The organism is Arthrobacter tumbae (assembly GCF_016907495.1).
Taxonomy (GTDB): domain Bacteria; phylum Actinomycetota; class Actinomycetes; order Actinomycetales; family Micrococcaceae; genus Arthrobacter_D; species Arthrobacter_D tumbae.
Window position 1 is genome coordinate 248,998 of the sequence record NZ_JAFBCC010000001.1, and the last position, 20,711, is coordinate 269,708.

Annotated in this window: 18 protein-coding genes; 8 read left to right on the forward strand and 10 right to left on the reverse strand. The window is 64.5% G+C overall.

Features of this window, described 5'->3' with window-relative positions:
• Positions 1–144: 144 nt before the first annotated feature.
• Positions 145–1,815, forward strand: a complete 1,671-nt coding sequence (locus JOD47_RS01175) for an alkaline phosphatase D family protein (RefSeq protein WP_204531221.1) — start codon at positions 145–147, stop codon at positions 1,813–1,815.
• Positions 1,816–1,823: 8 nt separating this feature from the next.
• On the opposite strand, the gene JOD47_RS01180 is transcribed toward JOD47_RS01175, so the two are convergent.
• Positions 1,824–2,486, reverse strand: a complete 663-nt coding sequence (locus tag JOD47_RS01180; protein WP_204531222.1) for an MBL fold metallo-hydrolase — start codon at positions 2,484–2,486, stop codon at positions 1,824–1,826.
• Between the two features lie 176 nt (positions 2,487–2,662).
• Between JOD47_RS01180 and JOD47_RS01185 the strand changes: the two genes are divergently transcribed.
• Entirely contained in the window at positions 2,663–3,094 is a 432-nt protein-coding gene (locus JOD47_RS01185; RefSeq protein WP_204531223.1) for a Fur family transcriptional regulator, read from the forward strand.
• Here JOD47_RS01185 and JOD47_RS01190 read toward each other — a convergent pair.
• The 6 genes from JOD47_RS01190 to guaB1 all read right to left on the reverse strand — a co-directional run bounded on the left by JOD47_RS01190 (position 3,091) and on the right by guaB1 (position 10,238).
• Positions 3,091–3,972 carry a metal ABC transporter permease gene (locus JOD47_RS01190; RefSeq protein ID WP_204531225.1) on the reverse strand — a complete coding sequence of 294 codons (882 nt, stop codon included), beginning with the start codon at positions 3,970–3,972 and terminating at the stop codon, positions 3,091–3,093. The two genes, JOD47_RS01185 and JOD47_RS01190, sit on opposite strands and share 4 nt — an antisense overlap.
• Positions 3,969–4,799 carry a metal ABC transporter ATP-binding protein gene (locus JOD47_RS01195; RefSeq protein WP_204531227.1) on the reverse strand — a complete coding sequence of 277 codons (831 nt, stop codon included), beginning with the start codon at positions 4,797–4,799 and terminating at the stop codon, positions 3,969–3,971. The genes JOD47_RS01190 and JOD47_RS01195 overlap by 4 nt, the downstream gene beginning before the upstream one ends.
• 44 nt (positions 4,800–4,843) lie before the next feature.
• Positions 4,844–5,815, reverse strand: coding sequence for a metal ABC transporter solute-binding protein, Zn/Mn family (locus tag JOD47_RS01200; RefSeq protein ID WP_204531229.1), 972 nt, complete (start codon positions 5,813–5,815; stop codon positions 4,844–4,846).
• Positions 5,816–5,949: 134 nt separating this feature from the next.
• Positions 5,950–7,050, reverse strand: coding sequence for a hemolysin family protein (locus JOD47_RS01205; RefSeq protein ID WP_204531231.1), 1,101 nt, complete (start codon positions 7,048–7,050; stop codon positions 5,950–5,952).
• Positions 7,047–8,396 carry a hemolysin family protein gene (locus tag JOD47_RS01210; protein ID WP_204531233.1) on the reverse strand — a complete coding sequence of 450 codons (1,350 nt, stop codon included), beginning with the start codon at positions 8,394–8,396 and terminating at the stop codon, positions 7,047–7,049. Before JOD47_RS01210 ends, JOD47_RS01205 begins: the two co-directional genes overlap by 4 nt.
• Positions 8,397–8,789: 393 nt before the next feature.
• Positions 8,790–10,238, reverse strand: a complete 1,449-nt coding sequence (gene guaB1 / locus JOD47_RS01215) for a GMP reductase (protein WP_204531235.1) — start codon at positions 10,236–10,238, stop codon at positions 8,790–8,792.
• Positions 10,239–10,471: 233 nt separating this feature from the next.
• Here guaB1 and JOD47_RS01220 point away from each other — a divergent pair, with 233 nt between their 5' ends.
• On the forward strand, positions 10,472–14,326 hold the full coding sequence (locus JOD47_RS01220) for a multifunctional oxoglutarate decarboxylase/oxoglutarate dehydrogenase thiamine pyrophosphate-binding subunit/dihydrolipoyllysine-residue succinyltransferase subunit (protein ID WP_204531237.1): 3,855 nt from the start codon (positions 10,472–10,474) through the stop codon (positions 14,324–14,326).
• Positions 14,327–14,457: 131 nt separating this feature from the next.
• Entirely contained in the window at positions 14,458–15,057 is a 600-nt protein-coding gene (locus JOD47_RS01225) for a GDSL-type esterase/lipase family protein (RefSeq protein WP_204531240.1), read from the forward strand.
• A gap of 40 nt (positions 15,058–15,097) precedes the next feature.
• Here JOD47_RS01225 and JOD47_RS01230 read toward each other — a convergent pair whose 3' ends face one another.
• Positions 15,098–16,069, reverse strand: coding sequence for a zinc-binding dehydrogenase (locus JOD47_RS01230; protein WP_204531242.1), 972 nt, complete (start codon positions 16,067–16,069; stop codon positions 15,098–15,100).
• Between the two features lie 192 nt (positions 16,070–16,261).
• Here JOD47_RS01230 and JOD47_RS17840 point away from each other — a divergent pair, with 192 nt between their 5' ends.
• Positions 16,262–16,336 carry a 50S ribosomal protein bL37 gene (locus JOD47_RS17840; protein ID WP_369299106.1) on the forward strand — a complete coding sequence of 25 codons (75 nt, stop codon included), beginning with the start codon at positions 16,262–16,264 and terminating at the stop codon, positions 16,334–16,336.
• A gap of 79 nt (positions 16,337–16,415) precedes the next feature.
• Here JOD47_RS17840 and rsrA read toward each other — a convergent pair whose 3' ends face one another.
• A complete protein-coding gene (gene rsrA / locus JOD47_RS01235; protein WP_204531244.1) occupies positions 16,416–16,676 on the reverse strand; it encodes a mycothiol system anti-sigma-R factor in 261 nt (86 codons plus the stop codon).
• Complete coding sequence (locus JOD47_RS01240; protein WP_239548198.1) at positions 16,673–17,350, reverse strand: sigma-70 family RNA polymerase sigma factor; 678 nt, start codon at positions 17,348–17,350, stop codon at positions 16,673–16,675. The genes rsrA and JOD47_RS01240 overlap by 4 nt, the downstream gene beginning before the upstream one ends.
• A 308-nt stretch (positions 17,351–17,658) precedes the next feature.
• On the opposite strand from JOD47_RS01240, the gene JOD47_RS01245 reads away from it, so the two are divergent.
• The 3 genes from JOD47_RS01245 to rsgA are packed head-to-tail and all read left to right on the forward strand — an operon-like array spanning position 17,659 to position 20,665.
• Positions 17,659–18,207: a DoxX family protein gene (locus tag JOD47_RS01245; RefSeq protein ID WP_204531246.1), complete on the forward strand. Its 549-nt coding sequence runs from the start codon at positions 17,659–17,661 to the stop codon at positions 18,205–18,207.
• A 5-nt stretch (positions 18,208–18,212) separates the two neighbouring features.
• Positions 18,213–19,547, forward strand: a complete 1,335-nt coding sequence (gene aroA, locus JOD47_RS01250) for a 3-phosphoshikimate 1-carboxyvinyltransferase (protein ID WP_204531248.1) — start codon at positions 18,213–18,215, stop codon at positions 19,545–19,547.
• On the forward strand, positions 19,544–20,665 hold the full coding sequence (gene rsgA / locus JOD47_RS01255; RefSeq protein ID WP_204531250.1) for a ribosome small subunit-dependent GTPase A: 1,122 nt from the start codon (positions 19,544–19,546) through the stop codon (positions 20,663–20,665). Before aroA ends, rsgA begins: the two co-directional genes overlap by 4 nt.
• Positions 20,666–20,711: the final 46 nt, after the last annotated feature.

A 20,711-nucleotide genomic window follows, 5' to 3' on the forward strand; every position in this document is an offset into this window, starting at 1 on the left:
AAAGTGTGACCGGTGGCACACCGGTCACAGGTGTGAGCCAAGTTCACCACAGCTCCGCGCTCCCCTCCAAGCCGGCGGCACCGAACCGGCGAGGGCCCTGCCGGGGCTCTGGTCCTGACGGGCGCCAAGGGGTACAAAAGGGTAATGACAGCTTCACTGGTGCTCGGTCCGATGCTCCGGTATGTCGATGAAACCTCAGCGACGCTGTGGATGGAAACCAGTGCAGCCTGCACGGTGGAGCTGCGCGCCGGTGGAAAAACATGGACCGCTGCCACCTTCGGCGTCCATGGTCATCACTATGCGCTGGTGGAGGCGGAGGATCTGCCGCCGGGGACCTCTGTGGAGTACACCGTAGGCATAGCCGGCGAGCGCGTGTGGCCGGAACCTGCGTCGCCGTTCCCTGCGCCGACCATCCGTACCCTTCATCCTGAAGGGCGGCTGCGGCTCGCCTTCGGCTCATGCCGAACCAGCGTCCCGCATGACACTCTGGGCAACGCTACCCACGGCGTCGACGCGCTCCGTGCCTTCGCGCTGCATCAGGCACACAACGACGACGACGGCGCCCGCCCCGATCTGGTCGCCTTCCTGGGAGATCAGGTCTACGCGGATTCCACGAGCAACGAGATGCAGGATTTCATCCGGTCACGGCGGTCTCTCGATGATCCGCCGGGCGAGGAGCTGAAGGACTACGAGGAGTATGCCCAGCTGTACAAACTCGCCTGGTCCGACGACGCGAACCGCTGGCTGCTCTCCACCCTTCCCAGCGCGATGATGTTCGATGACCACGACATCCGTGATGACTGGAACGCGTCCCTCTCCTGGCGGGAGAAAATGGACGGCACCACCTGGTGGCAGGGCCGCATCGTTGCCGGGCTCGCTTCCTACTGGGTGTATCAGCACCTGGGAAACCTCTCACCGGCTGGACGCGGCGGGGATATCCTGTGGCAAAAAGTCCGCGCCCATCAGGGCCCCGACGAACTCGATTTCACCGCTGACCTTGAAGCTTTTGCCGTACGGGCGGACGCCGAACCGACCAGCTACCGCTGGAGCTACTGCCGGGACGTCGGGGATGTCCGGCTCATCACCGTCGATTCACGTGCGGCACGCGTGCTCGATCCCGGACGGCGCTCCCTTCTCGATGATGCTGAACTCGCGTGGCTGAATGAGCACTTCCAGGGCGGAGTGCGTCATCTGATCGTCGCAACGTCGCTTCCGTTCCTCCTTCCGCGCGGACTGCACCATATTGAGTCGTGGGACGAAGCGCTGGCAGAGGGTGCCTGGGGGAAGCGCGGGTCCCGCATCGGCGAGGCGCTGCGGCAGGCACTGGACCTTGAGCACTGGGGCGCGTTCCAGCGCAGCTTCAAGGCGGTCGCGGACCTCGCGACAGAGGTGGCTGACGGTAAGCGCGGGCCCGCACCCGAGACGGTTACCTTCCTCTCCGGCGACGTCCACTTTTCCTACATCGCAGAGGTTGAACGGTCCTCCGGCAGCCGGATCATCCAGGCGGTGTGTTCCCCGATCCGCAATCCGCTCCCCCGCGCTCTACGGTTCGCCACAGTGGTGATGTCCTACGGAGTCGCGGGCCCGGTAGGCGCGCTGGTGGCGCGCTCCGTGAAGGTGCCCAAGCCGCCCTTCTCCTGGAAAAGCATCAGGGGTCCGTGGTTCGACAACAACCTGGCGGTGCTTGAAGACACCGACGACGGACTGAGCCTGCGATGGGCAACCGGCGTGACTGACGGTGATCCCCACTCACCCCGTCTGAAGGAAGTGGCAACCTACACCGCTGCTCCACGAGGGTCGGGATCCCGCGGGTAGCCGGTGCGCTAGATCTCGACGCTCTGACCGGGCTCCAGATGCTCGAAATCCGTCCCGTAGTGCTTCCCCAGCCGGGAGACGTGGCCCTCGACCATCGCCAGCCCGGTCCCGTTCAGCAGCGCGTCATGAATCTGGTGTGCCCTCGGCGCGCGGACGGCGGTGACGAAATCGATCACCTCGGCGGTCTTCGACCACGGCGCGTGAACCGGCACAAGCAGCGTCTGCACCTGCACTCCGTGAGGAACGATGAACGAATCACCGGGGTGGTAGAGGGCGCCGTTGATCAGGTAACCGATATTCCTCACCACCGGGATGTGCGGATGGATGAGGGCGTGTTGTCCGCCGAAGGTCTGTACCGAAAAGCCTGCGATGGTGTAGCTCTGTTCCGGTTCGACGGAATGCACGCGGTCGGCGGCGCGATCGCCGTCCAACGCCTCCCTCAACTGGGCAGCAACACCCTCAGGGGCATATACCTCCAGCGTAGGGTCGGCGCGGACGGCCGTGGCGATTCGGTCCCGGTCGAAGTGGTCGGCATGTTCATGGGTGATCAGGATCGCTGCCGCACCGGACACTGCCTCCTCGACCTCGGAGAAGTTCCCGGGATCCAGGACGACGGATGTCCCGTCCTTCTCGAGCCGGACGCACGCGTGGGTGTACTTCGTGAGCATCATGCGCCCAGACTATCGCCGACGCCCCAACTCCGTCTCCGGTTCCGGTTCCGTTTCCGTTTCCGTTTCCGGGCAACGGATCAGTACATGCGCCGGTGCTACCCTTGACGCGGGTTCAATCCGGAAGATCAATCCGGCAATCCACGGCAGATTCCGAGAGTGAGGTGACTCAGGCAGACATGTCAACTGAAGCAGGTCAGCCCACGCGCAAGGGCTCGGAGCAGCGTGTTACACGGCAACGCCGTGCGGTCAGCGCAACCCTCGATGAGCTGGACGACTTCGTCAGTACCCAGGAGCTGTACCGCAAACTCCACGAGCGGGGCGAGTCGGCCTCACTGGCGACCGCCTACCGCATCCTTCAGTCGATGGCCGACGACGGCCTCGTGGATGTGCTGCGGAACGGCGAGGGCGAAGCCGTCTACCGCCGGTGCGCCGTCGAACACCACCACCATCATCTGCTCTGCCGCAGGTGCGGGCGGGCAGTGGAAATTGAAGCGCCGGCGGTCGAGCAATGGGCTGCCCGCGTGGCGCAGGAACACGGCTACACGGATGTGGCGCACACTGTCGAGATCTACGGACTGTGCCCGGAGTGCGCCGCAGCGAACGGTTAGGCCGGCTGAACCGCGCGGGACTCCGAAGCCGTCGCCTTCTGTGAGCGACGCCAGCTGACAGCTCTGCACAGCAGGTAGATCACAAAGGAAATCGTCGTCACGTAGGGGCTGATCGGAATCCGTCCGCCAAGCGCCAGCAGGATCCCGCCCACCACCGATGTGCAGGCAAAGGCGACACTCAACAGCACCACGAGCCGCGGTGACGAGGTGACCTTGAGCGCTGCCGCAGCAGGAGTGATGAGCAGCGCGAGCACCAGCAGGGCGCCCACCACCTGGATGGACAGCGCCACGGAGACTCCGAGCAGGAACATGAAGACCAGCGAGAGCCCGCGCACCGGCACACCGCGGGCTTCCGCAAGGTCCGGGTCCACACTCGCGAAGGTCAGCGGGCGCCAGATGGCGCCCAGGGCAACCATGACGACGACGGCGCATCCCGCCAGGAGCGTGAGTTGGACCTGGTCAACTGAAACGATCTGCCCGGTGAGCAGCCCGAATTTGTTGGCCGCCCTGCCCTCGTAGAGTGCCAGGAACAGGATGCCCAACCCGAGCCCGAACGGCATGATGACGCCGATGATCGAGTTCCGGTCACGCGCCCGGATGCCCATCAGCCCAAGCAGGAGCGCAGCAATCACCGAGCCGATCAGTGAGCCGAACACCACATTGGCGCCGATCAGCAGTGCGAATGCAGCTCCCGCAAAGGAGAGCTCGGCAATGCCGTGGACGGCGAAAGCAAGATCCCGCATCATCACGAAGGTGCCGATCAGCCCACCGAGCAGCCCCAGCACCGCGCCCGCCCAAATCGAGTTCTGCACCAGCGGTAGGAGTTCGCTGTAGTTGTCGAACGTGAAAATGGCCCGGAGCATCTCCTCGAACGTCATGGCTGCGCTACTTCCGCGTGGTGGTGGGTGGTTGCGTCCGGCAGGCCCACGACAACAATGCGGCCGTTGTTGTGGATGACGTCCACCCTGCTGTCGTAAAGATCGGACAGCACTTCACTGGTCATGACCTCCCGCGGTCTGCCGACGCGGAACTGTCCGCCTGCCAGATAGAGGACGCGGTCAACATAGTCGATGATCGGATTAATCTCATGCGTCACGAAGACAACGGCCGTGTTGTGCTCGCGGCATTGATTATCGATCAGCCGGCTCACCGCCTGTTGGTGGTGGAGGTCCAGCGAAAGCAATGGTTCATCACACAGCAGTACCTGCGGGTCGGTGGCCAGCGCCTGCGCGGCGCGCAGCCGCTGCTGCTCCCCGCCGGACAATCGCCCGACCGGTGCATCCGCGTACGACGACGCTCCGACCTTTTCGAGGAGGGCATCCACCGTCCGCCGGTAGGCTGCGCCGCCCCGGCGAAGACCCCAGCGGTGCCCGTCCACGCCCAGCCCCACCAGGTCCCGTGCACGCAGCGGGGTCTCGGGTGCGAACGACTTCTGCTGCGGTATGTAGCCGAATGCGCGGCTTCCACGGTGCAGGGGGTGGCCGTTCACTGTGGCTGTCCCCGAATCCAGCTCCTGCAGACCCAGAAGGACCCGCAGCAGGCTGGTTTTCCCTGACCCGTTCGGGCCAAGCACCGCGAGGAATTCGCCCGGTCGGATGTCCAGATCCAGGTCATGCCACAGCCTCCGGCGGCCGAAGGAAAGCGAAGCTGAGCGCAAGCTCACCGCGGGGTGGGCGGCAGCACCGCCGTCGTCGTCGGTGACCATGCAGTGTCCTAAATCCAGGGGCGGGAGGGTCTTGGCCAATTCTGTCAGGACTTCAGGGCTTCAGCGATGTTCTCGACGTTGGCGGTCATCCAGGAGAGGTAATCCTCCCCCTCGGGAAGCGTCTCAGTGAACTGAACGACCGGTACGGAGGCGGCCTCGGCGGTGCTTCGTACTGCCTGCGTCTGCGGGCCTTCGGTCTGCTCGTTATAGGCAAGGAAGGCGACAGACTGGCTTTCCACGAGCTCCTGCATCTCGTTCAGCGCGGCGACGGGTACATCGGCGCCCTCCTCGATGGCCTCGGTGTAATCGGCGGGGGTCGCATCCTCCAGGCCGGCGGCCTCCAGCAGGTAGGCGGGAACGGGTTCGGTCGCTGCCACCGCCTGACCGTCTGCCTCCGGAGCCAGCGCCACGGCCTGGTCCTGCAGTCCTGCGAGCTGCTCCGCGAACGAGTCGGCGTTGCTCTCATAGGTGTCCGCATTGTCCGGATCCAGCTCGGCGAGCTTTACCCCTATGGCGTCTGCGAGGTCTGCCATGGCATCGAGCTTGTACCAGACGTGTTCGTTGAAGGATCCGTGGTCATGTTCGTCCTCCGAGTGGGCTTCTTCCTCTGCGTGTGCCTCACCCTCGGGAGCTACTCCCGAAATTTCGACGGCGCTGAGCACGTAGTCATGGTTCATTTCCACCGAGTCGGCGAGCTGGTGAAGGAAGGGATCGTAACCTCCGCCGTTCTCCACCAGGAGGTCGGCTTTGGACACGGCCAGTTTGTCCTGCACCGTGGCCTCATAGGAGTGCGGATCCTGGCTGAGGCTGTTGACGATCGCCGTGACCTCGACGTTCTCACCACCCACGGTTTCAACGATGCTGCCATACACGTTGGTGGAGGTCACAACCTGCAGCGCTCCCGAATCTGCTGCCTGTCCGGAGCCGCCGGCGTCCTGACCGCATCCGGCCAGAGCCAGCGGAAGAAGGGCTGAAGCGGCGAGCACCGCCGTCGTCCGCGCGGGAATGCTGCGCATGAATGTCCTCGATCTGTTCCAGGGATGGGTTGTGACGCCTCGGTGGGTGTACCCAACTCTAACCTAAACGCGAATCATTCGCATTTCAGTCCCGACCGGCCCTCTCTTGCCAGGGGAGGGCCGGAGGCGCCCGCCTAACGTGCTTCGGTGGTGCCGAGGTTTACGCCGTCGTGGAGGGATTCGCCGGTCCTCCGGAGCCCCTGGTTCTGCGTGGCATCCCGGATCTCGCCGATCAACTGCTCGATGACGTCCTCCAGGAAAAGCACGCCGCGCGCTTGCCCATCGGAGGTCATCACCCGGGCCAGATGGGATCCGGTGCGCTGCATGGTGGCAAGCGCATCCTCGATCTCGTCGTCCATGCTCAGGTTGGCAAGGGCCCGTACCTTGTTTTCGGTGATGGGCCGGGCGTAGGCCTGTTGCGGCATGGCCATGACGTCCTTCAGATGCAGATAGCCGGTGAGGTTTCCCAGTTCATCGACCAGCACAAAACGGGAAAACCCGGTGCGCCCGACGGCTCTCTCGAACTCCTCGGGGGTGGAGTCGGTCCCGAGGGTGACGAGCTCGTCCAACGGAACCATGACCGTACCTGCGGTCTGCCCTGAAAACTCCAGTGCACTGCTGATCAGCCCGGCGTCGTCGTCCACCAGCCCGTGGCGTGTGGACTCCTGCACAATGGACTGCACCTCTTCGAGCGTGAAGGACGAGGTCACCTCGTCCTTTGGCTCGATGCGCATGGCGCGCAGGATGTGGTTCGCAGTCCAGTTCAGGCTCGAAATCACCGGGTGCACAATCTTCGCGACCATAACGAGCGGCGGCGCGAGGAGCAGTGCGGCCTTGTCAGCTACCGAGACCGAAATGTTCTTCGGCACCATCTCGCCGAACGTCACGTGCAGGAACGTCACGAGCGCCAGGGCGATACCGAACGCGATGCCGTCGGCCAGCCCTCCCGGCAGCCCGATCGCCTCAAGCGGTACCACCAGCAGGTGATGGATAGCGGGCTCGGCCACCTGAAGAATGAGCAGCGAACAGACGGTGATGCCCAACTGCGCGCAGGCGAGCATGAGGGAGACGTGTTCCATCGCCCACAGGGTGGTGCGCGCCCGCTTTGAACCCGCTTCCGCGAGCGGTTCGATCTGGCTGCGCCGCGCGCTCATGATCGCGAACTCCGCACCGACGAAGAACGCATTGCCGATCAGCAGAAGGACCAGCCAGAGGATTCCTGCCCAGTCGCTCATCGGGCACCTCCTACGGCCGAGGTGCCGTCGCCGGATGATCCGGCGTCCGAAGGCTCGACCGGAATGAAGCTGATGCGATCAATGCGACGGCCATCCATGCGTTCCACCTCAAGGATTCCACCAGGCACTTCCACACGATCGCCGGCCTCGGCAATACGGCCCAGGACGGACATCATGAACCCGCCGACCGTTTCATAACCTGCTTCATCGGGTACTGACAGGTGCGGGATCTGGTCGCTGACCTCATCAGGACGCATGATGCCCGGAAAGAACCAGTTTCCGGCGGCGCTTTGCAGCACGCCGGGCTTGAGTTTGTCGTGTTCGTCAGCCACCTCGCCCACGATCTCCTCGACGAGATCCTCGAGTGTGACCACGCCGGCCGTACCGCCGTACTCGTCCAGCACCACAGCGAGCTGCAGGTTGGCCTCCCGGAGCTCACTCAACAGGGAGTCAAGGTGCACCGTCTCGGGAACCCGGAGCACGTCGGTCATGATTGTGCCGGCCGGCAGCTCGGCGCGCCTGGACCGCGGCACCGCGACTGCCTTCTTGACGTGCACGACGCCGCGGATGTCGTCCGGCGACTCCCCGATCAGCGGGAACCGGGAGTACCCCGTCCGCCGTGCCAGCTCCACGACATCGGCCACGGTCTCGTCGGAGTCGATGGTTGCCATTCGAATACGCGGTGTCATGACGTCCGCTGCCGTGCGCTCCGAGAAGCTGAAGGTGCGGGCGAGGAAGTTCGCTGTGCCCTGGTCCAGGGTTCCCATTTCTGCCGATCGACGCACCAGCGAGGACAGCTCTGACGGAGACCGGGCTCCCGAGATTTCCTCTTTTGCTTCCAGGCCGAACAGATGCAGGATCCGGTTGGAGAAGCCGTTGAGGACAACGATCGCGGGTTTGAAGATTGCCGTGAAGACGAGCTGCGGGCGTGCGAGGGTCCTGCCGACCTTGAAGGGCAGCGCGATTGCCATGTTCTTGGGCACCAGCTCACCGATCAGCATCGATAGCAGCGTTGCCAGCACCATGGCGAGGATGAGCGAAATCGAACCCTGTGCGGCGTCCGGGACTCCGAGGGCACCCAGCGGCGATTCGAGAAGGCGTCCCACCGACGGTTCCATGACGTAACCGGTCAACAGGGTGGTCAGCGTGATACCCAGCTGGCAGCTGGAAAGCTGGGTGGAAAGCGACTTCAGGCATCGAAGCAGCGGCTCCGCGCGCTTGTCGCCCTCGTCGACTGCCCGTTGAACGTAGGTCTGATCCAGGGCGACCAGCGCAAACTCTACAGCGACGAAGAAACCGGTGCCGAGGATCAACAGCAGGCCGATGGCCAGATAAAGCCATTCCACTACCTGATCACCGCCGGGGCGAAGCGGGGTGCGCCGGTTCCAACCGGCGCACCGGGTTTCGGAGGTTCCGCCGGTTCGGAGGGCTCGTCAAGCTGGAAAAGGTCCGTCGACGCGGACCGTCCGGACGCGATGTCGCCCGGACCGGCGGCGTCCGGGCAGGAAACGCCGACCGCAACTGGTCCGCCTACAGCGGAACACGCAGAAAGACGTGGGGGATGGGCATGTATGCGGGGATTGCCGGCACTGGATGGCTGCGCTGCGTGTCGGATCGATGCTGACTGTCGCTGCGTGCGCGCCATGGGCCGGCCCCTAGAGGAACTGTCCATAAGGTTTTTAGTTTACAGCAACGGCACGGACGCTGACACGAGAACCGTCAGAGCCGGCGTCGTACCCCTACCAGCTCTGCTGCAGCGGGCGGCCTTCCTCATAGCCTGCCGCCGACTGCACGCCGACGATAGCGCGTTCACGGAATTCGGCGAGGGAGCGCGCGCCCGCGTAGGTCATTGAGCTCCGTACACCCGCCGTGATCATGTCCAGCAGGTCCTCCACGCCGGGGCGGGCGGGGTCCAGGTACATCGTCGAGGTCGAAATGCCCTCCTCGAACAAGCCCTTGCGTGCCCGGGCGAACACATCATCGCGCTGGGTCCGGTTCTGCACCGCGCGGGCGGAAGCCATGCCGAAGCTCTCCTTGTACTGGCGACCCTGGCTGTCCGTCTGCAGGTCGCCGGGGCTCTCGTAGGTACCGGCGAACCAGGACCCGATCATCACCTGGCTGGCCCCGGCAGCGAGTGCAAGGGCAACATCGCGCGGGTACCGGACGCCGCCGTCTGCCCAGACGTGCGCGCCCAGTTCTGCGGCAGCCTCCGCACATTCGCGGACGGCAGAGAACTGCGGACGGCCGACCGCCGTCATCATGCGGGTGGTGCACATGGCGCCTGGCCCTACACCCACCTTGATGATCGAGGCGCCTGCTTCGACGAGGTCGCGCACGCCGTCAGCGCTGACCACATTGCCCGCGACCACGGGCACAGACGGATCGAGGGAAGTGACAGCCTTGAGTGCGTCCAGCATCTTGCGCTGATGCCCATGTGCGGTGTCCACCACGAGGACATCCACGCCCGCCTCGAGGAGTTGGGCCGCCTTGGCAGCGACGTCTCCGTTGATTCCGACGGCGGCTGCGACGCGCAGGCGCCCCTGGTTGTCAGTGGCGGGCTGGTAGATCGTGGAGCGCAGCGCCCCCTTGCGTGTGATGACACCTGCCAGTTGCCCGTCCCGCGCGATTGCTGCGAGGGACGCACCTGCTGCGTCGAGTTCCTCGAAAGCCTGCTGCAGGGCGGCGTCACGATCCTCGGAGAAGCGCGAGGCATCGAGTGTGAGCGCGCTCCGCATCACCGACTCCAGCGAGGCGAACCGGTCCACTCCCTCACAGTCGGCTGCGCGGACCACTCCCACGCAGCGGTTGGCGTCGTCGACGACCATCACGGCGCCGTGCGCACGCTTGTTGATCAGGTGCAGCGCATCAATCACGGTGTTCCCGGGCTGCAGCTTCAGCGGAGTCTCGAAGGTGAGGTCGCGCTGCTTGACCCATCCGGTGACTTCACTGATCACTTTCGTGGGGATGTCCTGGGGCAATACTGCCAGTCCCCCGCGCCGGGCCACGGTTTCCACCATGCGACGACCGGTGACGGCCGTCATGTTTGCGACGACCAGTGGGATGGTCGTCCCGGTTCCGTCGTCGCTCGCGAGGTCGACGTCGAACCGTGAGATCACTTCGGACGAGGACGGGACGAGGAAGACGTCCGAGTAGGTGAGGTCGGTCGAGGGCGTGTTGATGAAACGCACGGGTGCTCCTGCAGTCGGTTACACAAGCGAGTGTATGCCGAATCCGGCCCGTGTTCGGATCTGCGGCGAGCCACCGGAATACCTGGGCGCAGGGAAGCCCCGGAGATTGGCTTGTTGCCTGAAACTGTCATTAGACTGAAGGGCAGGTCAACAGGGTCAGGCAAGCGCCGATTGGAACCTTCTGCGGATCTTTTTGGGCCAAAGGGCAACTCATGGAAGAGGGCGTATAACAAGTGCCACAACAACCCAACCACCGTCTACCGGAAGAATTCGGCGGGAACGAATGGCTGGTGGATGAGCTCTATGAGCAATTCCAGCAGGACCGGAACTCGGTAGACAAGAAGTGGTGGAGCCTTTTCGAATCCTTCGAGTCGGAAAACACCGGCTCGGACAACGGGCGGCATTCAGCCACACGCTCCCCCGGCTCGGATCCCAATCCCCCGACACGGGAACTGCCCGTGGTCCGCACGGAGCAGGATGCTCCCAAGGCATCCGGTGAATCACCTGCTGCAAGCCAGGAGTCCGGAATGCCCCCGGTCCCCAAGGAAGAGTCGAAGAACAAGGGTTCAGGGAAGCCGGCCGCTGCGCCGAAGCAGGCACCTGAGGCCAAGCCGGCGCCCAAGGCTGAGCCGAAGACCGAAACCAAGTCGGAAAAGGCTCCCATCCCTGCCCAGCTCCCGAAGTCTGATTTGAGCCCCGAGATGGACGAGGACACCGTCTCCGTGCTGCGCGGGCCAGCCAAGGCTATCGCCACCAACATGGACGCCAGCCTCACGGTGCCCACCGCCACCAGCGTGCGCACAGTTCCGGCGAAGCTGCTCATCGACAACCGCGTTGTCATCAATAACCACCTGGAGCGTGCGCGGGGCGGCAAGGTTTCGTTCACTCACATCATCGGGTACGCGATCATCCGCGCCCTGGCCCAGTTCCCGTCGCAGAACGTGTACTACGACGTCGTCGACGGCAAGCCTGCGGCCGTACAGCCGGCGCATGTGAATTTCGGTCTGGCTATCGACATGCCACGGCCGGACGGCAGCCGCCTGCTCGTCGTGCCCAACATCAAGAAGGCGGAGACGCTCAACTTCTCCGAGTTCTGGCACTCCTATGAAGATCTCGTCAAGCGGGCCCGCGCGGGCAAGCTCGGCGCGGACGACTACGCCGGCACCACCGTCTCCCTCACCAACCCGGGGGGCATCGGTACCGTGCACTCGGTCCCGAGGCTCTCCAAGGGACAGGCATGCATCATCGGAGCCGGCGCGCTGGAGTACCCGGCGGCCTTCCAGGGTGCCAGCGAGAAGACGCTTGCGCAGCACGCCATCAGCAAGACGATCACCCTGACCTCCACCTATGATCACCGGGTCATCCAGGGCGCGGGCAGCGGCGAATTCCTGCGGATCGTGCATCAGCTCCTCCTCGGCGAGCAGAACTTCTACGACGAAATTTTCGAGTCGCTGCGCATTCCGTATGAGCCCGTCCGCTGGAGCGCTGACATCCAGGTTGATCCCATGGATGAGATCAACAAGGTTGCCCGTATCCAGCAGCTCATCCACGCCTATCGCGTACGCGGACACCTCATGGCGGACACCAATCCGCTCGAATACGTGCAGCGCAAGCACGCGGATCTCGATGTCCGAACCCATGGACTCACACTGTGGGACCTCGACCGCGAGTGGCCGACCGGCGGTTTCGGTGGTAAGCCTGCCCTCAAGTTCCGCACCATCCTTGGTGTGCTTCGGGACGCCTACTGCAGGACCACCGGCATCGAGTACATGCACATCCAGGATCCCGAGGAACGCCAGTGGTTCCAGGACGAGCTTGAGCACTCGTACTCCAAGCCGAGCCGGGAGGAACAGCTGCGCGTCCTTCACCGTCTGAATGCCGCCGAGGCATTCGAAACCTTCCTGCAGACGAAGTTCGTCGGCCAGAAGCGGTTCTCGCTGGAAGGCGGCGAGTCACTTATTCCGCTGCTGGACGCCGTCCTGTCCGACGCCGCGGACGACGGCCTTGATGAGGTCGCCATCGGCATGGCGCACCGCGGACGCCTCAACGTCCTCACCAACATTGCCGGCAAGACCTACGCACAGGTTTTCCGGGAGTTCGAGGGAACACAGGATCCGCGCTCCGTCCAGGGTTCCGGCGACGTTAAGTACCACCTCGGAACCGAGGGCACCTACACCTCGGACAGCGGGAATGAAACCAAGGTCTACCTTGCGGCCAACCCGTCACACCTCGAAGCCGTCGATTCCGTGCTCGAGGGTATTGTCCGCGCCAAGCAGGACCGCCTCGATCAGGGAGACACCTTCCCGGTCCTGCCCATCCTGGTCCACGGTGACGCAGCCTTCGCCGGCCAGGGCGTGGTGGCGGAAACGCTGAACCTCTCCCAGCTGCGCGGGTACCGGACGGGTGGAACCATCCACATCATCGTGAACAACCAGGTCGGCTTCACAACCTCGCCCACGGCGTCCCGCTCATCGGTTTACTCCACGGACGTGGCGAAGATGGTACAGGCACCGATCTTCCACGTGAACGGCGATGACCCGGAGGCCGTGGTCCGCGTCGCCCAGCTCGCTTACCAGTTCCGCCAGCGGTTCAACAAGGATGTCGTCATCGACATGGTCTGCTACCGCCGGCGCGGTCACAATGAGGGCGACGACCCCTCGATGACTCAGCCGATGATGTACAACCTGATCGAGGCGAAGCGTTCGGTGCGCAAGCTGTACACCGAGGCCCTGATCGGTCGAGGCGACATCAGCCAGGAAGAAGCGGAGCAGGCGCTGCGCGACTACCAGGAACGTCTGGAGCGCGTCTTCGCGGAAACCCATGCAGCGCAGACCTCCCCCATTCCGGTGGTCACCAAGGATGCCGCAGCCGTCTCCGACATCGAACGCCCCATCGCGCAGCGCGGAGACAACAGTGTGGGGGCCCCGGCAAGCACGGCAATCACGGCCGAGACCCTCGCGCATATCGGAAAGGCACACGTTGCCTTCCCGGAGGGCTTCACCGTCCATCCCAAGCTCAAGGCCCTGCTCGAAAAGCGGGAGCAGATGTCCCGCGAAGGCGGGATCGACTGGGGCTTCGGCGAGATCGCTGCGTTCGGGTCGCTGCTGATGGAAGGCGTCCCCGTGCGCCTCGCCGGCCAAGACTCCCGCCGTGGGACGTTCGTTCAGCGGCACGCCGTTTTCCACGACCGCGCCAACGGCAACGAGTGGCTCCCGCTCGGTGAACTCAGCGAGGGGCAGGCCAAGTTCTGGATCTATGACTCCCTGCTTTCGGAGTATGCGGCCATGGGCTTCGAATATGGCTACTCGGTGGAACGCCCGGACGCGCTGGTGCTCTGGGAAGCGCAGTTCGGCGACTTCGTCAACGGTGCACAGACCATCATCGATGAGTTCATCTCCTCCGCGGAGCAAAAGTGGGGCCAGCGTTCATCGTTGGTGCTGATGCTTCCGCACGGTTATGAGGGGCAGGGACCGGATCATTCGTCGGCGCGCATCGAGCGTTTCCTGCAAATGTGCGCTGAAGACAACATGGTGGTCGCCAACCCCACGACGGCGGCATCGCACTTCCACCTGCTGCGGCGCCAGGCCTACAGCCGCCCCCGCAAGCCACTCGTGATCTTCACACCGAAGCAGCTGCTGCGCCTCAAGGCAGCAGCGAGCGCGGTCGAGGACTTCACTCAGGGGAGCTTCCAGCCGGTCATCGAGGATACCGCGGGGCTCAACCCCTCCGATGTCACGCGGGTCCTGCTGGTGTCCGGCAGGCTCTACTTTGACCTGGCAGCAGCGCGGCAGAAGGCAGATGACACCACAACGGCCATTCTGCGCGTTGAGCAGCTGGCGCCCCTCCCGGTCGAGGAGATCAAGTCCGCCATCGCCGCGTACCCCAATGCGGACCTGGTGTGGGCACAGGATGAACCGGCAAACCAGGGACCCTGGCCCTTCATCGGTCTGAATCTTCCCCAGCAGCTGGACCGCGGGCTGGGCCTGGCCTCCCGTCCGGCTTCAGCCGCGACGGCAACCGGTTCAGCGAAGCACCACGCTGTGGAGCAGGAGATCCTCATCAAGAAGGCATTCGACCGGAACAAATAAGCCTTCAGCCCGAACGTACAATGGGCAGGGTCTGTCGGGACCCTGCCCATTGGCGTTTTCCGCACCGGATAGCAGCCGCGGCCCAGCGGCCGCAGCGAGTAACCAACCCGACAAGCAACCAGAGGGGAAACGTGGAACAGCGCAGAATAAGGCTTGCCGCAGTGGGAGACGAACTGCTAGCAGGACTGGGTGACCCGCGCGCGCTCGGCTGGCTGGGCAGGGTGCTGGCGAGAACAACGCCGGACAACGCAACGCTTGAGGCATTCAGCCTGGCTGCGCCCGGCGAGGGCACGGAAGCGCTGGCAGCACGTTGGCTCGAAGAAGCTTCCCGCCGGTTCTCGGACGGCACAGAGAACCGGCTGGTGATTGCGCTCTCCGACCGCGACCTCGACCTCGACCTTTCAACGGCGCGCAGCCGGCTCAATCTCGCCAACATCCTCGACGGCGCAGCGCATATGAGCATCAAGGTGCTCGTAGTTGGACCGCCGCCCGGGTTGGACGCTGAGCGCAACCGCAGGCTTGCCGATCTCTCAGCTGCGTTCGCGGATGTGACGACGCGGCGGAAGCACGTTTACGTGGACACCTTCACTCCCCTGCATGCCCACGAACAGTGGCGTTCGGACCTCGCTGCCAACGGTGGCGGACCAGGGCAGGCGGGCTACGGCCTCATGGCCTGGCTTGTCCTGCACCGCGGCTGGTTCCAGTGGCTGGAGATACCAGCGCCCGTTTGATCCGCCTGCCCTGTCGGAGCATCACCCCGGCAGTCCACGACTATTTTCCGTGATCGAAAATCACCTTGCCGAAAACCTCTCCGGCCGCCATCCGCTCGAATCCTGCCCGCGCGTCCTTGAGCGGATGCACCGAGTCGATGGCCGGACGCACGCCGGTTCCCGCAAGGAATTGTGCGAGGCGCTCAAGTTCGTTCCTGGTCCCCATGGTGGAACCGAGGACACGCAGCTGCAGGAAGAACACACGATTGAGGTCCGCTGACGGAGCAGGGCCGCTCGTTGCACCGCAGGTGACAACGGCTCCGCCGGGCTTCAGCGCTTTCAGCGAGTGCGCCCAGGTTGCTTCACCGACGGAATCGAATACCACGTCCACCCGCTCCGGGAGGCGGGCACCGGCGTCGAACACTTCCTGGGCGCCGAGCTCCCTTGCCCGATCCCTTTTCTCAGCGCTGCGGCTGGTAACCCACACCCGATAGCCCGCTGCCCGTGCCAGCGCGATAAGCGCGGTGGACACCCCGCCGCCCGCGCCCTGCACAAGAATCGTGGAACCCGGAGCCGCCGGCGACGTGGTGAACAGCATGCGGTAGGCCGTCAGCCAGGACGTCGGCAGGCAGGCGGCCTCCTGGAAACTAAGGTCAGCAGGCTTGGGCACGAGGTTCTGCTCCGGCACCCACACAAAGTCCGCCATGGTGCCCGGATGACTCTCCGACAGCAGTGAACGGCGAGGATCAAGGGTCTCATCGCCCTGCCACCCAGGAGAGGAGATGACGCTGTGCACAATCACTTCGTTGCCGTCGTCGTCCACTCCGGCGCCGTCGCACCCAAGGATCATGGGCAGCTTGTCCTGTCCAAGCCCGACACCACGCAACGACCAGAGATCGTGGTGATTCAGGGCTGAGGCGCGCACGCTTACCCTGCGGAAACCTGCCGGCGCCTCCGGTTCGGGGAGCTCGCCCACCCGCAAACCGTCAAGCGGGGATTGGGGAGACATGGACTCGGCATACACTGCGCGCATTCGGCGCTCCTTCGCTACGGGCCGGCTGGGAAACACTCCGCTCCATCCTAGGCATGTGCTCCGAAGCAAACGGCGCGCAAGACCCACCCTGCACGTTTAGGTTCGCGCCGCCTGCGTGTGGGAGACTGGAGGGCAGTCCGGACCCATGTGGTCGATCGGCAAAGCCACAACAGGCAAAATAAGGAGGCAGCCATGAGCAAGCGTGCACGCAAGCGCCGTGATCGCAAGCGCGGCGGCGCTAACCACGGTAAGCGCCCCAACACCTGACATCACGGTCAAAGCAAACAGGAAACCCCCGTACCTGTACGGGGGTTTCCTGTTTGCTCAGCGTCTCAGGCGGCGAAGCCTAATGGTCCACTGTCTTGATCTGGCTGATGCGATCAAGGATGCTGGCCTTCAGCTTCGCGGGTGCAGCCTCCGTGCAGGAGCGCTTCACCACTGACCGGATCAGGCATTCCAGGTCATGTTCCTGGGCGCATTCCGGGCAATCCTCGAGGTGGTCCTTGATCTCGACCAGGTCGGCATGCGAAAGGGCGCCGTCGAGATATTCGTACAGCCGCTCGATCCGCGTATCGTCGCAGTTGCCCAGGCTATGGCAGTCGCTCATTTTCCGCTCTCCTGTGTAATTCCACCATCAACGATGGACGCGCGTGCCGAACCACCCATGCCGCGCTCATGCGCGTACTCGGACAGCAACTCTCGCAGGAGCTTGCGTCCTCGGTGCAGCCGTGACATCACGGTGCCGATCGGGGTGTTCATGATTTCTGAGATTTCCTTGTAGGCAAAACCTTCGACGTCCGAGAAGTAGACCGCCAGCCGGAACTCCTCTGGAATTGCCTGCAGAGCCTGCTTCACATCGGAGTCCGGCAGATGGTCCAGCGCCTCCACCTCGGCCGAACGAAGGCCCAGGGACGTGTGTTCTGCCGCCTTCGCCAACTGCCAGTCCTCGATGGTGTCCGAGTGTGACTGCAGGGGCTCCCGCTGCCGCTTGCGGTACAGGTTGATATAGGTGTTGGTGAGGATGCGGTACAGCCAGGCCTTCAGATTGGTTCCCGGCTTGTACTGGTGGAAGGCGGAGAACGCCTTGGTGTAGGCCTCCTGAACCAGGTCTTCCGCGTCTGCCGGGTTACGCGCCATCCTCATGGCGGCCGAATACAGCTGATCCACGTACTGCATGGCATCCCGCTCGAACCTCGCCGTGCGCTCCGCAACGGATTCGGTGGCCAGGTCCAGTTCCTCGTCTTCGGCTGGGGAGGGCCCCGCCGCGGCTGTGGTATTCATTGCTGCAAAGTCTACGCGTCCGCGGGTTTGCCGGCGCTTCGCCGGACCGGCCGGCGCATCAATGTGGATGCGCGGGATGTGGCCCCGCACCGATGTTGCTGTACCCATCTGCTCCTCGTATCCGTTTACTGCGTGTTCATGTATCTCCAACCATGGGCAGCAAGTGAATATTCCGGTGCGTATGCCGCGACCGGATCGCCTCGGTCCGCCAAAAGTGCAAAACTAGACACATTCATCCACGGTTGTAACTGACTTTGTTCGCCACGTAGATCCGGTGCCTCCAACGGTGCTGGAAGCCAGGAGGCATTGTGACCCTTGTTCGCGTACTCGCCCGCCCATTGCTTGCCAGCAGCTTCGTCCTCACGGGCATCGACCGCCTCCGGAATACCGAGGCCACGGCAACTGCCCTTCGTCCCACCCTTGACCGCATCACCAAGGCCGTGCCCGCAACGGCATCGGCCACGAGCAATGAGCAGCGTGTTGCGAAGGTGCTTGGAGCCGCCCACCTCGGTGCGGCGGTTCTGTTGGGAATTGGCCGATTTTCCCGCGTGTCGGCCCTGGTGCTGGTCGGCACGTCCACGCTGAACGCCGTTGTCGAGTTCAACAGTGCGGATTCGTCCACCTCGAAGGCCCGCAAGGACCGCCGCAGCCAGCTCCTCAAGAACCTCTCACTGATCGGCGCTGTACTGCTTGCCGCGGTGGACACCAACGGCCGGCCGAGCTGGGCGTGGCGTGCGGAGCACTTCGCCGAGGATGCGCGCCGTAATGCCCTGGCCCTCAGCCATGACACCCGCAAGAGCATCAAAAAGGCGGAAAAGGCTGTGCGCAAGACTGCCTCGGAAGTCACGGGCAGCTAAGGAGCATGAGCGCACTGTCCGCGGCACCATCCGCCACGTCCTTCTGGCCCGCACCGCACGCAGCCGGTCCCGTTGACGCAACGGTCGAGGTTCCGGCGTCAAAGTCGCTGACCAACCGGTACCTCATCCTCGCTGCGCTTGCAGACGGACCGAGCAGGCTGCGCGCACCACTGCACTCCCGGGACTCCCTGTTGATGGTGGATGCCCTTCGATCGCTGGGTGCCACAGTGGAGGAGCTCGACGGCGACGGTACGTATGGCCCGGACCTGCTCGTCACGCCCATTCCTGTGGACGCGTCCGGGGATGCAGGCGTGGACTGCGGACTGGCCGGTACAGTCATGCGGTTCGTTCCCCCGCTGGCCGCGCTCCGTACCGGGCGCACCTCGTTCGACGGCGACCCGCACGCCCGCAGGCGCCCGATGGGCGCGGTCATCAACGCTCTGCGGGAACTGGGAGTCCAGCTGGAGAACGACGACGGCTCCCTGCCCTTCACGGTCGCCGGAACCGGAGCGGTCCGCGGCGGCACGCTGGTCATGGACGCGAGTGCCTCTTCCCAGTTCGTCTCGGCGCTGCTGCTCGTTGGCGCCCGGTTCACCGAGGGCCTCAACCTGCAGCATGTGGGCAAGCCGGTGCCCAGCCTTGACCACATCGCCATGACCGTTGCGGTGCTGCGGGAGGCGGGCGTCGTCGTCGACGATTCCGTTCCCAATTCGTGGCGGGTGGAACCGGGAACCATCAGCGCGTTCGACGTGCGCATCGAGCCTGACCTTTCCAATGCCGGACCGTTCCTCGCCGCCGCTGTCGCCACAGGCGGCACCGTACGCGTGCCGCACTGGCCCTCGGAAACCACCCAGGTCGGAGCGAAGTGGTTGACCATTCTTCCCCTCCTGGGCGCGGACGTTGAGCTGACCGGCGACTCGACCCTTGTGGTCCGCGGCACCGGGACGATCAACGGCGCCGAGCTGGCCGACACCAGCGAGCTGGCACCGACCGCCGCTGCGCTGTGCGCGCTCGCGCGGACATCGTCAGTGCTCACGGGCATCGGACATCTGCGCGGACATGAGACTGACCGGCTCGCCGCCCTCGTAGCCGAGATCACCCGCCTTGGTGGTGACGCTGAAGAGACTGTTGACGGGCTGGTTATTCGCCCTGCACCGCTGCATGGTGGCCCTTTCCATACGTACGAGGACCATCGAATGGCCACTGCGGGCGCCATTCTGGGCCTCGTGGTTAACGGCGTGGAGATCGAGAACATCGCGACAACCGGCAAGACCATGCCCCAGTTCCCCGAGCTGTGGAAGGCCCTGGCAGCCACCGCTGAGCCGAGCGGCTCGCGGTGACCTCCGCCGGGTCCCGCCGCGGGACCGCTTCCTGGGATGAGTCGGATGTCCGGATCCGGCCGAACAAGAAGGGTTCCCGGCCGCGCACCAAGGACCGTCCGGCCCACGAAGATGCGGTGACCGGCCGGATCATCACGGTGGACCGTGGACGCTATACCGCTGTCGTGGACGAGGACACCAACGCCGAGCGGGTTGTCATTGCCGCCCGGGCGCGGGAACTCAGGCGGTCCCCGGTCGTCGCCGGAGATCTGGTGGCGCTGGTGGGTGACGTGAGCGGTGAACCGGATACCCTTGCGCGGCTGGTCCGGATCCAGGAACGACGTACCCTGCTTCGCCGGAGCGCGGATGACACTGATCCCGTAGAACGCGCGGTGGTTGCCAATGCGGACCAGCTGGTGATCGTGGTTGCGGCCGCCAATCCGGAGCCCCGCACCGGATTCATCGACCGCGCGCTGGTTGCCGCGTACGACGCCGGCATCCAGCCCCTGCTCTGCGTCACCAAAACGGACCTGAAGGATCCGTCCGATCTGCTGGCCAATTATGAACACCTTGACCTGTTCATCATCACCAGCCAGACGGCGTCCACGCCGGACGCGGTGGAAACGACGTCCGCGTCCGGCGCGTCCGCGCTTCTCGCCCCCGGCGCCGTCGAGCAGTTGAAAAAGCTTTTGGACGGCCAGGTCAGCGTGCTCCTCGGTCACTCCGGAGTGGGCAAGTCCACGCTGGTGAATGCACTCACCGGTGCCAATCGGGCAACCGGCGGAGTGAACGCCGTCACGGGACGCGGACGCCACACCTCCTCGTCGGCCTATGCGCTCAAGGCTGCTGACTCCGCACCGGGCACGTGGATCATCGACACGCCTGGTATCCGTTCCTTTGGCCTTGCCCACGTCGATGCCGACCGCATTCTTGCAGCATTCCCGGATCTTGCACCCGGAACCGAGGAATGCGAACGGGGCTGCCGCCATGACGATGCCGCAGTCAACTGCGGACTGGAGGAATGGGTTGCTTCCGGCGCTGCCGGCGAGTCCGGTCCGGTGCGCCTGGCGTCGCTGCGCCGGCTTCTTGGAGCGGGCGTCGAGCAGGCCCAGGGCGCCAAGGAACTGGGCGCTCAGTAGTCGATGTGACTGCAGCCGCTTTTGCCTGCTAGACTGAACGGAGTTG